The organism is Ferrovum sp. JA12 (assembly GCF_001431705.1).
Lineage (GTDB): Bacteria > Pseudomonadota > Gammaproteobacteria > Burkholderiales > Ferrovaceae > PN-J185.
The window spans coordinates 773279-787126 of sequence record NZ_LJWX01000001.1 but is presented as its reverse complement, the minus strand read 5'-3'; the positions used below and the strand labels follow the sequence as shown (position 1 = coordinate 787126).

Genomic DNA, 13848 nt, shown 5'->3' with positions numbered 1-13848 from the left:
AAATGAGTTATAGCGGACAAAAGAAGTATTAACACGAAAAACGGCCTCATCTTTAAGGCCGTTTTATGAAAGAGAAAAGTATTATTAGTGGCGTATCAGGTAATCAAAAGCACCCAAAGCTGCGGTGGCCCCAGAGCCCATACTAATCACAATTTGTTTATAGGGAGTGTTGGTGCAATCTCCTGCAGCAAACACGCCAGGCATTGAGCTTTGATGATGCCCATCCACCACAACCTCACCAAATTTAGTGCGTTCAATGTCATTACCGAGCCAATCTGTATTCGGAATGAGTCCGATCTGAATAAATACTCCTTCTAAATCAATCTTTTTTTCTTGACCAGTATCACGTTCAATATAAATCATGCTGTTGACACGGGCGTCACCAGTGATCTCCTTAGTCTGCACATTCTTTAATACTGTTACGTTAGGTAGACTGTAAAGACGTTTTTGCAATACATCGTCGGCTTTGAGTTCTGGCATAAATTCAAGCAGGGTCACGTGACCTACAATACCAGCAAGATCTATGGCTGCTTCAACGCCACTATTACCGCCTCCTACTACCGCCACGTGCTTGCCTTTAAATAAAGGCCCATCGCAATGGGGACAATAGGCAACTCCTTTATTCTTAAATTCAGCCTCACCTGGAATACCGAGATTTCTCCAGCGCGCTCCAGTGGCAACAATCACTGTTTTACTCTTTAATGTAGCGCCGCTTTCAAGATCCACCTCTATCATGCCATTGCGACGGATTGCTTTAGCGCGCTGTAAATTCATAACGTCAACTGGATAATGTTTTACATGCTCTTCAAGGTTAGCCACCAATTTTGGGCCTTCGGTGTAAGACGTACCAATCAAATTTTCAATACCTAAGGTATCCATCACCTGGCCACCAAAGCGCTCAGCCACTAACCCCGTTTTAATTCCCTTACGTGTGGCATAAATGGCGGCGCTAGCACCAGCTGGTCCACCACCGATCACCAGGACATCAAACTCTTTACCATCAATGTCACTCACATCCGCTTGGCTGCCCATTTTGGCGAGTATCTCTTCCACGCTCTGACGACCACTGGCAAACATTTCGCCGTTAAGCATTACGGCTGGAACTGCCATAATATTTTGACTTTCCACTTCATCTTTAAATACTGCACCATCAACCATGGTATGGGTAATGTGAGGATTTAGCACACTCATTGTGTTTAATGCTTGAACCACATCAGGACAATTGTGGCATGACAAACTGATGTAGGTAACAAACTCAAAGTGTCCTCTCACTTCTTTAATTTGATCCACCACTTTGTTATCTATTTTTGGCCTTCTACCGCTTACTTGTAATAGCGCTAAAACAAAGCTTGTAAATTCGTGTCCTAAAGGGATGCCGGCGAAGGTAATACGTTCCCCCACCTGAAAACTGGGTGTTCTAATTAGTGTTGCCTGCTCCACCTTAATGAGTGGAGCCATGCTTGAGACCTCATGCAATAGCTCCATCATCTCAAGGGAGGTGGCATCAGTGCCAGCACTAACCTTAATGACAACTTCACCTTCCAACAATTGGAGATATTGTTGTAATTGTTCTTTAATACTGGACTCTAATGCCATGTTGTAACTCCTTAGATTTTGCCGACTAAATCAAGACTTGGGGTAATGGTTTTAGCACCTTCTTTCCATTTTGCAGGACATACTTCGCCAGGGTGAGCTGCCGTATATTGAGCTGCTTTAAGTTTTCTTAAGGTCTCTGACACGTCACGAGCGATCTCGTTGCTGTGAACTTCTGCAGTTTTAACCATGCCTTCAGGATTGATAATGAACGTACCACGTAAGGCCAAACCCTCTTCGTCAATATGAACATCGAAGCCACGGGTCAAAGTATGAGTTGGGTCGCCCACCAATGGAAATTTTGCTTTGCCAACAGCAGGACTAGTCTCATGCCATACTTTGTGAGAGAAATGAGTATCAGTGGTAATAATATATACTTCCGCACCTAGTTTCTGGAACTCAGCGTAGCTATCCGCGGCATCTTCTACTTCTGTGGGGCAGTTAAAAGTAAAGGCTGCAGGCATGAATATAAATACATTCCATTTTCCTTTAATGGACTCACTACTCACCTCAACAAATTTACCATTGAGATAAGCTTGGGTTTTGAATTCAGGTACTGGTTTATTAATAATAGACATAATTTTCTCCTTTACCACTTGATTAATTTAACTAAATAAAATTTAGCTTAATAAAATATAAATAGATTATTGGGATGACACAATTAAAAAGGTTTAGAATAAGTCTAAACTGTAGCCAGTTTATGACTTTACTACACACCTGTCAAGTCAAGTTCAACGGATTGTTAGCGCAAAGTAGTAATGTCCGGTTTCTCCCAAATAGAAATGTCCGCTGGTAGTTAAACTCACGCTGTTAGAAACAGTGGCGGATATTTTGAAGATGGACAAACTCATGAGTCAAAAAGAAGTGAAGCGAGCCCAGATGCTGGATCTGTTGACAGAGGGCAAAATCGACCAACAGGAAGCCGCGCGGCGACTGGGTATCACTACCCGCCAGGTGCGCCGCCTGACCCGGCGTTATCAGGCAGCGGGGCTGTCCGGACTGATCAGCAGGAAGCGCGGCAAGGCATCGAATCGGCGGCTGGACGATGCCATCTGCACGATGGCCATTGATCTCATTGGCGCGCATTACAGCGACTTCGGGCCGACGCTGGCCTGCGAGAAGCTGGCCGAACTGCATGAGGTAAATCTGTCTGTCGAGACCACGCGCCAGCTAATGATCAAGGCGGGCACTGGCACCCCAGGAAAGGCGGCTCCATATGCGCACACCCGATGCGCGAGCGTCGCGCCCGCTTCGGCGAGATGATCCAGATCGACGGCAGCCCCCACGACTGGTTTGAAGACCGCGGCGAATATTGCACTCTGCTGGTATTCATCGACGATGCTACCGGACGGCTGACGCAACTGCGCTTTGCACCGAGCGAAACCACGCTGGACTATATGCAGGTGTTGCACGATCATATTCTGGCGCACGGCGTACCTGCGGCGTTGTACTCTGACCGCCACAGCATCTTCCGCATCAACGCCAAGGAGTCCGATCCGGAGGCCGAAACACAATTCTCGCGTGCGGCGCGCGAGCTGGGAATCGCATGCATCCACGCGCACAGCCCGCAGGCCAAAGGACGCGTGGAACGCGCCAATCAGACCTTGCAGGACAGGCTGGTCAAGGAAATGCGACTGGCCGGCATCAACAACATGGACGAGGCCAATGCGTGGTTGCCGGGCTATATCGAGGACTTCAACAGGCGCTTTGCGGTCGCGCCCAAAGACCCGTCTGACGCGCACCTGGCCTATGCCGGAACACCCGCCAGCCTGATGCGCACCCTGTCGGTTCAAGTAACGAAAACGCTCTCAAAAAACCTGTCTTGCCAGCATGAAAACCAGTTGCTGCAGGTCGAAACGACGGGCACGGGTCTGGGACTACGGGGCGCGAAAGTGACGGTGCATCGGCACTTTGACGGCACGTGTGAACTGCTTTGGAGAAAACGCGAATTGACATACAGCGTGATGGACAAACCGGAACGACAGTCGGCGGTGGCCGATGGCAAATCGGTCAATGCACGAGTCGACAAGGCACTGACTCGGCGCAACACCGGACACAAGCCTGCAGCCAATCACCCCTGGAGAAAAATGCCCGTCGGCAAATCCGCCCACGACGGGCAGCGCGCAACACCGTAGCGCAAGGGAAACAGCAAAAGCGGACATTTCTACTTTGCAGGAAAGCGGACATTTCTATTTAGCGTTGACAGTCAAGTTCAACGGATTGTACCGGATTCGAGGAAAGGGTAACTCAAAAAATCGACTCGTATTCTAGATTTACTCAGAATCCTTGTAACACAAGGATTATTGGACAACATAACGAAGCCTAGCAACGAGAGCAGTCGCGCCGATAACTGTGTCGACCACCAGAAATGCATGCTATCGGATTCCAATCAATGGGCCTTGACCAGTGGTGTCACGAAAAATGAAACCAACAAGCGCCCCAGATTCTATAAATACAGGTTACAGCTCAAGATAAACAGACAATTCCTTCAGTGCTAGCTGATAGACGTCGCGTTTAAACTCTATAACAGTTTCAATGGGTACCCAGTAGTCGTGCCAACGCCAAGCATCAAATTCAGGTTGATCACTGGCGCGCAAAGACACATCTGAATCTTTGCCGACCAGACGCAATAAAAACCAAATTTGTTTTTGTCCCTTGTAGTTGCCACGACAATCTCGCCGCACCCATTGCTCTGGCACGTTATAGCGTAACCAATTTTTGGTTCTACCTAAAATCGCCACATGCTGAGGGAGAAGCCCAACCTCCTCAGTCAACTCTCTATACATGGCTTGTTCAGGAGTTTCACCATGCTTTATGCCTCCTTGCGGAAACTGCCAAGAGTGCTCTCTGATTCGTTTACCCCAAAAAACTTGGTTTTCAGCATTACAAAGGATAATCCCTACGTTAGGTCGGTATCCGTCCCGATCAATCATGGTCCTATCCTAATTTAATTTAATCAACTATGACTATTGTTCCACATTACGGAATTCCTATCAATTTATGTGTCTGAAGTGATAGATGCCACTCGGGGTGATCAAGACAATAATCAACAGCAATCTTGAGGTTTTGTGCCTGTTGCGGACCATCCATTGGTTGCAACGAAAAATAATCAAAATCCAAGGAGGTATAACGAAGAGGGTCAATATGCTGTTGTGGAAAAATTAACTTTAACTCATGACCTGTTGTTTGCTTGAGTTCTTCTTGCCCCTTTGGACTGACACAAATCCAATCAATTCCCGGTGGTGCAAGGAGCGTCCCATTCGTCTCCACAGCAATATAAAAGCCTTTATCATGTATTGCGTTAATCAAAGCTACATCCACTTGTAAGAGTGGCTCCCCTCCCGTTAAAACCACCCAAGGTTTTCCTGTTCGGCGCTCGCCCCAACACTGTTCAATCGCGCTGGCTAATTCCATAGCCGTGTTGAAACGACCTCCTCCTACCCCATCTACTCCCACAAAATCCGTATCACAAAAGTTGCAGCGGGCTTGATTTCGATCCTCTTCCCGCCCAGACCACAGGTTACAGCCAGCGAAACGACAAAAAACAGCTGTTTTGCCCATTTGTCGCCCCTCACCCTGCAACGTTAAAAACATCTCTTTGACGGAATAGGCCATCTTATTCAACCCATAGAGAAAGCGGGGAATACTCTTGTCGCACCCCCTCTTGCGGCGTCTGCCATAGACTCAAACGAGTCACTGTAGGTAAAGATGTTATAGCTTGCTGACTTAACCAGTTCAAACACTCCAGGGAGCTCCCCGAACCAAAATAATGGTGTAAGGGCTGATGATCTAATTGGTCAATCCAAGGAGCGAATATCTTCTTAACATCACCAAAATCCTCTACCCACTGAAAAACATTATCTAAAGAAGAGCTAAGTCCCACACGCAAAATATAGGTATGCCCCAGTGTAGTATGACTATTTTGCTGAGTGGCGCTATCAAAGGAGAACTCTTTCCAAATATAAAAATCTTTCCCGTTATAAACAGAGCCTGTGGAACGGGTTTCAAACACCGTTACTTCACTGACGGGCGTCGATAACTTATTAAAATAATGCCAAATCCAATGGGCAAGCATTTCGCTGGTAGGGTTACTCAACCCCTCTATCTCGTTGAGTAACTGATGATTAAGCCTTGCGTATAATTCACCCCATACCTGCCTTACCTGCTCCTGTTTAGCGGGAGCACAATAAATAAGTACTTCAAAACCATGGCCATGTAAGCGACCACACTTATGATTGGCTGGCACATGGGGTAAATAATGAGCCGCCTCAAAACGTGAACGAAACCAAGTCTGAATGTCACCTTGAGAGAGGTAAGTTAAGCCATACTGGGGGCCTGACCACAATTGTAGTCGCTGTAATGATGAGTTATCCAATCGTGACCGGAACCAAGACAACAAACCCTCGTTATCAGGGCAAGCCATATAATCATTCAAATAAGAAAGATCCAAATACTGACATAGTTTAGTGAGCTCAACCCATTGATCACTCAAGCCTGTGTATTCAATTCTAAAACTATGCCCGTGAAGTCGTGGGGTGGGATGATTCGCAGCCACCGTATGACGGGCTGCCTCAAACGCCCCTGCGCCAAGATATAAAGTACGTTGCATCATCACTTACTTTCCCACCAAGGGGTCAATCATATGTAATTCCGCAAAACCCTTGTTCCGCAACAAACAAGCATCACATTGGCCGCAGGGCTGTCCCAAAATACCCGGATCATAGCAACTCGTGGTGAGAGAGTAATCCACCCCTAAAGATAAACCCGTTTCAATAATTTGTTTTTTTGTCATAGCCATTAAAGGTGCATGAATAGTCAAATGACTCTTACCCTCAACACCAGCGCGGGTAGCAAGATTAGCCATCTGTTCATAACTGCGAATATATTCTGGTCGACAATCCGGGTAGCCACTATAATCCAGAGCATTCACGCCAATAAAAACATCTTCTGCCCCCAATACCTCAGCCCAGGCTAGAGCAAAGGACAGAAAAATTGTGTTTCGTGCCGGCACATAAGTAATGGGAATACCCTGCCCCATCTCCTCCACCGATCGATGCTTCGGAACGGGTTCTTGAGTGGTGAGAGCGGAGCCACCAATTTGACGCAAATCAAATTGCACTATACTGTGCTCCACTACCTTAAAATGTTGAGCAATACGTTTTGCTGCCTCCAATTCTATCCGGTGACGTTGGCCATAATCAAAACTCATCGCATAAGGAAGAAACCCTTGCTCTTTTGCAATAGCCAAAACTGTGGTGGAATCTAAACCACCGCTTAGCAAAATCACTGCCGGTTTATTCATCTATCTTCTTCGCCAATATTTAAGGAATACCCAAGCCCCCAACATACCACCTAAATGAGCAAAATGTGCGACTCCCGCTTGCGTTCCTGCAACACCTTGGAACAACTCTATGCCGCCGTAGAGCGTAGCAAACAGCCAAGCCGGCATTGGGATAGGAGGAATTAAAAGAATCACTGTACGCTTTGGGAAACATAGTGCGTAAGTTAACAACAAACCAAATACCCCCCCTGAGGCACCAATGGTTGGAGAGGGTTCTCCACCGACCAGTGAATAGAATATCATTTGAAACAAAGCCGCAGAAACCACCGAGGAAAAATACAGTTGTAAATAACGCTTCTCACCAAACACTCTTTCCACATCGGCCCCGAACATATAAAGACCTAACATGTTCAAAAAAAGATGATTGATGCCGCCATGTAAAAAAGCATAAGTGATTATTTGCCAAGGTTCAAACTTTGGATAGCCAATAAAACCAGGGGGTACGGACACCGGCCATAAGGCTAACCACTCAATAGGAAGAGTAGTGGCTGTGAGGGTTTGTATAAAAAAAACAATGACATTAATAAAAATTAATGTACGCGTTACTTTTGGGACAAAATCAAACATGGTTACATTTTTTCTCAGTGCGATTTAGATAAATACTCATTAATAGCGTTACGTACACCCAACTGCTGAATACGATCGGATAATTGATCAGCACGGACAACTTGATGTTGATCCATCTGCTTAATCAATTCTGACTTACAACGTTGCGCTTGCCCCACCCCCATCAATACAGCACGCTTACATAAAGCAAAAGCGATGATGTTATTTTTTTGTACACCAAAACCCTGTGCATAGTATATGCCGATATTTGCTGTAGCAAGCCCATCACCCATATCCGCCGCTTTTTCAAACCAAATGTAAGCGTCTCTATAGCTCTGAGGGACTCCTTCACCCTGTGCATACATTAAAGCAAGGTTATTATCTGCATCAAGATTACCCAATTCTGCAGCACGCTTATAGTACACCAGAGCCTTCGGACTGTCCGCTTTTACGCCAACCCCTTCACTAAAAAGAAATCCGAGGTTATTTAAAGCAACGGGGTTATTCTGTTGGGCAGCCTTATTGAACCAAATAAGAGCATTATTGAATTCATGTTTTTCTCTGAAATATGAGCCTAACCAATTTTGCGCTACAGAGTCCCCCACATCAGCGGCACTTTTAAGTTGTTGTAACGCCCCGGCATTACCTTTATATGCTTTAAAGGCCAAGGACTGAGCCTCTTTATTTTCCAAGGCTTGCAAATCAATAGATGCGATGAATAGATAGAAAAAAACCATTAACCCTTTAATGTTTGGGTATCCCATCCCAACCCCCTCGAATAATAAATAATTATATTTAATGTTTTTAAAGACCCTCTGATTACCATAGACATCTTAAAAAGAAAAATGTTTTAAATCAGCAACATTAAAACTAATTTTAATAGCTAGGCAGTTACAATATCATAACTATAACCTTGTTATCCTACACTCCCTGAGGGTTATCCCTATATCCGTAACAAGTTACAGGAGGAAATCTTATAGTCGGCATCATGCTTTGCCAGAAATTGCGGAGAACTTTCCCTTGGTATCTTACCCTAACATCGACCCGCAGCAGTTCCCTCATTGCTGCGAAAAAAGGTGACTCTCCACCCTCAACCACCCTCTGCACCCTAAACGGTGAAAGGTGCTCCATATTGCATCATTTACTCCCTCATACCCAACAGAACGAGAGATACTGCGAGATCATTGGTAAGTCACTTCAGTGGTTGAATCATTCTTGAGCAATATGAAGAATGAACGAATCAAATATCAAATTTACGCCATATAAGGAGGAAACCAAATCGTATACTTGTAATGATATCGAAGTGTTCTGTAATCGAACCCACAGGTGCAGCTATTTAAATCAACTGATCCCGATGGTTTTTAAGAGGTTACACACTGTGGGTAGCCCACTGAAAACCGAGAAACGTCTTCAACAGTGAGGAAAACCCATTATTCGTCTTCACCCAACTCCGGATCCCAACCATTCTTGCGAGCCTTTATAATTGCGTCGGCATACAATTTGGTATGTTTTTCCCGTAAGTCATCTGGTAGGTGACTAGGTATATGCGCATAGGGTTTCCAAGCCGCATGGACCTTTTCATACAAATTCTGCATTTGTGCAGCACTCCATCCCTCGCAGGTTTGTGTTTCAGGCAAAATACCAAATAACCATGCATCACGCACAATACGCCCCAGATGGGTTAGTCCGCCTTTGTTATCTTTATCAACGCCCGCATATAATTTATTTTTCATTTAAATCCAGTCTGATCTAGTGGCTACTGGTTATTATGTTCACCTAATCATATTTCATTATACAATTTAACCTGAGTCGAAAAAGCTACCTAAGTCATTTTTAAATATGTAATCTGGATAAACATGGCGTTAAGATATTGGTAGCTTGAACCCTTTCGTGTCCACTATTGACGACCTACCTCATTTCAGTCCCAGAATTGAGAATAAATACCCCATGTCATAGCAACTCCAAACAACAGTCATACGCTAGTCGGTCGCAACAGGTGAGACTCGTTCCCACTGGGCAACAGATACTCGACGGTAGACGCTAACGTCCTCGTCAATCTGGAACAGGTGTAACCAGCCATTCTCAACCAACTGACGAATCAATTCATGGCGAGCGATGATGGCATCCATGGCTGCCTGAGGGGCCTCGATGAAGACGCTCAGTCGCATCGGTTCATGAACCCAATTCTTGCCGTCATGCAGAGACTGAATGGGTAGACCAACGCGCAAATCACCGCCATTACCCTCCAGCACACCGATTGCTCCGCCTGTTATGTTGTGTAGTACCTTATTTCCACTGCCGAAGAGTTTATTATTAACTACTGAGCCGTAGTACTGCATGTTGATCCAGTTTGTTACCACCATAGGCGCGGTCATGATCAGCTCTAGAATCTGAAAACCATTGTCAGCTTGCCACTGATAATCGTGAAGAAAAGCTCTTCCACCCAGATCCATGCAAGACGTGCGTTCCCGCGGCGCGACAATAAAGGCAGCATTATTGGCCAGAGCCCACTCCGGCCGCACTTGGGACCAGTCAAGGCTACGTTGGCGCACATTAGCCTCTACTGCTTGGTCAGTCTGGCCGGCAATTCCCAGTAATACTGAGCGTTGCATACGGGTCAGCTCTCCTGCTTGCTCTAGCAACTGACGGAGTTTCTCCAGATCATGCAGTAACTGATGGGGTACGTCATCGGTATCGAATAAACGCACCTTGTCAGTGGTAGTATCGTGCAAACCAGCCAGGAACCACGTGTCTTCAGGGATGACAATGCCTCGTTGTTGCAAATCGCGCCGCACTGAAGGTTGATTGAGCAGTGCAACCACCACTCGGGCGCTAGCTTCGCCAGTTTGTCCAGCGCAGGCGCCACAGTCCAAACCAGTGGCATGGGGATTGTTCACAGTGGAGCTACCATGACCAGCCAACAATACTAAACGCCCAAAATTGTCTGTCATCGACATTGCACGCAGGATACGCTCGGCATGCCCAACCCAATCAGACTCTGGTATTCCTGAATCTTCATGGTGAGGGGAGAGTTGTGCCTTGGGGATCTCTGCCAACGAAGGTTCTATGCGATCGAGAATACTCAGGTCGAGACCCTGGGTATATGGATCTGGAACTGGCCTGCTCCAGCCTAAGCTGTCTGTCAGCAGCTTAGGTGCGTACATTAACCCAGCAGCTTCAACAAAGGAGAAACAGGAGGACGCCGAGAGTTTAAAACCCTTCCACGCTTTGAATAAACCAATACGACGGCGCCGCTTAGTCAGCGCATGATTTGTCTGCTGGTCGCCATCCTTCATCTTTTCGTATATGCGATAGGCCGGATTGAAGATGACTGGCACATGGCTATGACCGACACTGGCACCCAAAGGAACATACTCGATAAAAATCCCGAAGAAACCGGCAAAACCGATGGTCTGCACCGATGGCGCCACAGTCTCTAGGCAACGGCGAAACACTTCGGAACGCACATCAATACAGAAAACAGCCTGGGCTGCTGGCCGAGTTTGCTCCCCCTTACGTGGTGGATTATTGAGGCTCGATATTATAGTACGTTGAAAGCCAATTTCCATGGCGTTAAGCATAATACGATCAATCTCTGCTGCTGCTTGGCGCTTAGCAGAGGGCGGACGCATACAGGCAGCCAACATCTCTCGCCACCGCGCTACCAGAGCTACCGACTCTTTTTCCCTAAACAGTAATACATCCCAAATCAGACGGATTGCCAATAGGTCGACGATGGAATCGTCCCTCTTACCGCCCAGTTCTGCCTGCCAGCGCAAGTAACGGGCCCAGGCCGCCCAGCCACCGATGCTCAATAGCGAGGCATGCAGATAGCGTTCCATTCCTTCCTCTGGGATACCCAATTGGGTAACGGCCCAAGCGATGGCGGTACGCGGATCTGCAGGCAGCAAGGCGACTTCCGAGCGGAAGTGTTGCAAACCCATCATCGCGGGACTGCGATCAATAGCGGCAGCTTTGAGCCAGGATGCATACAGAGACTGGTCTCGCCAGGGCATGGCTACGATGGCTTGACCCAGATCAAAGTAGGCAGCACAGTGCAGGCTGATGCGCTCAGTGACAAAACTTGACCAAAGTCCACCCTCCACCTGCTCTAGTACTTCGCTGACCGAGGCCATACCCAATCTGGGTCGGGGCGCCGAGGCTGCCAGAGTCCATTCAACTATGGATATATCAAGCTGGCTACCACAGCGAACGATGGCTTGCTGCAGGTCTTCTCGCGAAATACGGCCTTTTACCAATTGCTCGCGGTAATAATCACGCGGCATGTAAAGATTAGTGCCGGTAATACGAGCCAGGGTGTCGGAGGCAGATTGGAAACTGTGGTCGCTTAGCCCGAAAAAAGGATTAACGGCAATGAAGTGTTTTAGCGGCCACAGCGGTGCGATCCTCCCGCAAGCTGCGTCGATACATCTGTTCAGTTCTGCGGTATCGGGAGCCATCAGTTTATCCGACTGGTTTTTTAGCATTCGTTCTGTCTTAGTTCCTAATGAAGGATCTTCGAAGATCGCTCTCTCAGTCCCGCTCTTGGCGTTAATAACGTTTGTGTTCATGATTATCCTTTGTGAGATCTTTCTGTGGCAAAGGGTGTGGATAGGTTGCCCTGAATCGGCGTAGGGCTAGGCCATACTCGTTGCAATAACCTGGTAATGTATACGTCAATGTACAAACCGTTATAGAGATGCATGTAAAGTCCGTCAATCCATGACGCTGGGGCATATTTAAGAAGTTTCTGCAGCATCAACAGAGCTAGAAAAATACCGACGACGACAAGTGCCAATACTTTTTGGAAAGGCCCTGTCGTATTTTGTATGGGTAACACGCTATCGTGTAGGGCTATATCAAACAGGGAATGCAGGCTGAAATAGATTGTGCAGACTAAGGCACCCAATCCCAGACCGCGTAGCAAGAATAGGCCGTTGTCCATCACGCTGGCCGTTTGTAATAATAGTTGAGTGATAGCGATCGCGACGATGCTACCTGTAGCGATCAAGGACGGTTGTGACTCTGGTGTGATACCAAAGACCGCTCCCACACTTACTGTCATGGACAACCCGGTTACCAGAGCAATGAGCAGGCGTCCAAATCTGAAGTCTCCATTACGGGTCACTATGGTGGGTGCCCGAAAGGCGTCCACGCCACTACCAGAGGCAAGAAAGGCATGGGCCTTGTAAAGGGAGTGGGCTACTAAGTGCAGCATAGCTAGGCTATAGAGTCCGAGTCCGCACTCTAGAAGCATGAATCCCATCTGAGCAGTGGTAGACCAAGCTAACGACACTTTAATGCTAGTCTGGGTGAGCATTACAAGTGAGGCTAAGGCAAGGGTAACCAGCCCGATAATTGCCAGAGTACCGAGTGCGAGTTCAGACTGGGACATAATGGGACTCATGCGGATGATTAGAAAAGCACCTGCGTTGACAATGCCAGCATGCAGTAGTGCAGAAACTGGCGTAGGCGCCTCCACAACCTGGATCAGCCAGCCATGGAGGGGAAATTGGGCAGACTTGAGAACAGCGCTCAGTACGATCAGCATAGCTGCACACTGCAAAGCAAGCGGGAGTGATCCTTGCATCCTTCCCACGCTGCTTAATAAGTTCGAGTACTCCAGACTATGTAGGGTCGACCCGATCAGAATAATAGCAGTGAGATGGCTCAGGTCACTGATCCGATTAGCGATAAACTTCTTATGTGCAGCTAACTGAGCGGCACGACGCTCTCGATAGAACATTAACAGCTGGTGTAAGCATAAACTATTGGTGATCCAGGCTAGCCAGAACATGAGCATGTTGCCCGATATGATTAGAGCTAGAATGGTGCCCAGAGTCAGGCTAAGCCACTTGTGAAAGCGACCCTGATTGAGATCTCCATCTAGATAGTTCCGAGAGTAGCGGGTCACCACGGCGCCAACGAAGGAGACTAAAACGAGCATGATAACAGTGACAGTATTGACATAGGCGGTGATGGAAAAGGCACCGATATTTCCCGGGAGGTCGATAGTGTAGAGGGTCCAAGTACGTGCCCCATCGACGCTGTAGACTACCGCAGCCAATAAGGCGCAAAAGCAAGCTAACCAAGCAAGATTTCCGTTCAGGTGCGCCATGAATTTCGGACGCTGGTTGGCCCAAGCAGTCGGTATCAACCCCGCCAACAGTAAGACTAATGGGGCCAACAGCACCAGAGCAGGTGTAAGAAAGGTAAATATGGATTGCATGACAATCTCCGTTTGCAATGTTAAAAAGGGCTAAAAAGCATACTTCCCTGATACCTTGGGGTAACGGAAAGTATTCAGTAATTGCGTAACACAAAACGTCAGCCAAGTAGTATCTCTGATTGAAAACTGCTCGTTCTGT

11 protein-coding genes and 1 pseudogene are annotated in these 13848 nt (G+C 47.1%); 1 reads left to right on the top strand and 11 read right to left on the bottom strand.

Going from position 1 to position 13848, the window contains the following annotated elements; translation table 11 throughout:
* Positions 1-84: 84 nt before the first annotated feature.
* Complete coding sequence (gene ahpF, locus FERRO_RS04175) at positions 85-1596, bottom strand: alkyl hydroperoxide reductase subunit F (RefSeq protein ID WP_056929584.1); 1512 nt, start codon at positions 1594-1596, stop codon at positions 85-87.
* An 11-nt stretch (positions 1597-1607) separates the two neighbouring features.
* Positions 1608-2171 carry an alkyl hydroperoxide reductase subunit C gene (ahpC, locus tag FERRO_RS04170; protein WP_056929583.1) on the bottom strand — a complete coding sequence of 188 codons (564 nt, stop codon included), beginning with the start codon at positions 2169-2171 and terminating at the stop codon, positions 1608-1610.
* A 271-nt stretch (positions 2172-2442) separates the two neighbouring features.
* Here ahpC and FERRO_RS04160 point away from each other — a divergent pair.
* Positions 2443-3728, top strand: a pseudogene (locus FERRO_RS04160) (ISNCY family transposase).
* 324 nt (positions 3729-4052) lie between these two features.
* Here the strand turns inward: FERRO_RS04160 and FERRO_RS04155 are convergent.
* The 9 genes from FERRO_RS04155 to FERRO_RS04110 all read right to left on the bottom strand — a co-directional run bounded on the left by FERRO_RS04155 (position 4053) and on the right by FERRO_RS04110 (position 13709).
* Positions 4053-4526 carry an RNA pyrophosphohydrolase gene (locus FERRO_RS04155; protein ID WP_056929580.1) on the bottom strand — a complete coding sequence of 158 codons (474 nt, stop codon included), beginning with the start codon at positions 4524-4526 and terminating at the stop codon, positions 4053-4055.
* A gap of 46 nt (positions 4527-4572) precedes the next feature.
* Complete coding sequence (gene queE, locus FERRO_RS04150; protein ID WP_056929579.1) at positions 4573-5208, bottom strand: 7-carboxy-7-deazaguanine synthase; 636 nt, start codon at positions 5206-5208, stop codon at positions 4573-4575.
* A 1-nt stretch (position 5209) separates the two neighbouring features.
* Positions 5210-6205 (bottom strand): 6-pyruvoyl trahydropterin synthase family protein, encoded by a 996-nt coding sequence (locus tag FERRO_RS04145; protein WP_152975696.1) that lies wholly within the window; start codon positions 6203-6205, stop codon positions 5210-5212.
* Between the two features lie 3 nt (positions 6206-6208).
* Positions 6209-6895, bottom strand: coding sequence for a 7-cyano-7-deazaguanine synthase QueC (gene queC / locus FERRO_RS04140; RefSeq protein ID WP_056929577.1), 687 nt, complete (start codon positions 6893-6895; stop codon positions 6209-6211).
* Positions 6896-7501 (bottom strand): rhomboid family intramembrane serine protease, encoded by a 606-nt coding sequence (locus FERRO_RS04135; RefSeq protein ID WP_056929576.1) that lies wholly within the window; start codon positions 7499-7501, stop codon positions 6896-6898. It lies immediately after the preceding gene.
* Positions 7502-7515: 14 nt separating this feature from the next.
* Positions 7516-8244 carry a tetratricopeptide repeat protein gene (locus FERRO_RS04130; protein ID WP_056929575.1) on the bottom strand — a complete coding sequence of 243 codons (729 nt, stop codon included), beginning with the start codon at positions 8242-8244 and terminating at the stop codon, positions 7516-7518.
* Positions 8245-8910: 666 nt separating this feature from the next.
* Positions 8911-9213, bottom strand: a complete 303-nt coding sequence (locus FERRO_RS04120; RefSeq protein ID WP_056929573.1) for a hypothetical protein — start codon at positions 9211-9213, stop codon at positions 8911-8913.
* 246 nt (positions 9214-9459) lie between these two features.
* The gene (locus FERRO_RS04115; protein ID WP_056929799.1) at positions 9460-11967 is read right to left on the bottom strand and encodes a DUF2309 domain-containing protein; all 2508 of its coding nucleotides are present in this window, start codon (positions 11965-11967) and stop codon (positions 9460-9462) included.
* Between the two features lie 86 nt (positions 11968-12053).
* On the bottom strand, positions 12054-13709 hold the full coding sequence (locus tag FERRO_RS04110) for an NADH-quinone oxidoreductase subunit L (protein WP_056929572.1): 1656 nt from the start codon (positions 13707-13709) through the stop codon (positions 12054-12056).
* Between the last annotated feature and the right edge of the window lie 139 nt (positions 13710-13848).

What these genes read in the sequence shown, in the direction of transcription:
- ahpF (WP_056929584.1), bottom strand. Translation starts at nt 1,596, where the DNA reads ATGGCATTAGAGTCCAGTATTAAAGAACAATTACAACAATATCTCCAA.
- ahpC (WP_056929583.1), bottom strand. Translation starts at nt 2,171, where the DNA reads ATGTCTATTATTAATAAACCAGTACCTGAATTCAAAACCCAAGCTTAT.
- FERRO_RS04155 (WP_056929580.1), bottom strand. Translation starts at nt 4,526, where the DNA reads ATGATTGATCGGGACGGATACCGACCTAACGTAGGGATTATCCTTTGT.
- queE (WP_056929579.1), bottom strand. Translation starts at nt 5,208, where the DNA reads ATGGCCTATTCCGTCAAAGAGATGTTTTTAACGTTGCAGGGTGAGGGG.
- FERRO_RS04145 (WP_152975696.1), bottom strand. Translation starts at nt 6,205, where the DNA reads ATGATGCAACGTACTTTATATCTTGGCGCAGGGGCGTTTGAGGCAGCC.
- queC (WP_056929577.1), bottom strand. Translation starts at nt 6,895, where the DNA reads ATGAATAAACCGGCAGTGATTTTGCTAAGCGGTGGTTTAGATTCCACC.
- FERRO_RS04135 (WP_056929576.1), bottom strand. Translation starts at nt 7,501, where the DNA reads ATGTTTGATTTTGTCCCAAAAGTAACGCGTACATTAATTTTTATTAAT.
- FERRO_RS04130 (WP_056929575.1), bottom strand. Translation starts at nt 8,244, where the DNA reads ATGGGATACCCAAACATTAAAGGGTTAATGGTTTTTTTCTATCTATTC.
- FERRO_RS04120 (WP_056929573.1), bottom strand. Translation starts at nt 9,213, where the DNA reads ATGAAAAATAAATTATATGCGGGCGTTGATAAAGATAACAAAGGCGGA.
- FERRO_RS04115 (WP_056929799.1), bottom strand. Translation starts at nt 11,967, where the DNA reads ATGCTAAAAAACCAGTCGGATAAACTGATGGCTCCCGATACCGCAGAA.
- FERRO_RS04110 (WP_056929572.1), bottom strand. Translation starts at nt 13,709, where the DNA reads ATGCAATCCATATTTACCTTTCTTACACCTGCTCTGGTGCTGTTGGCC.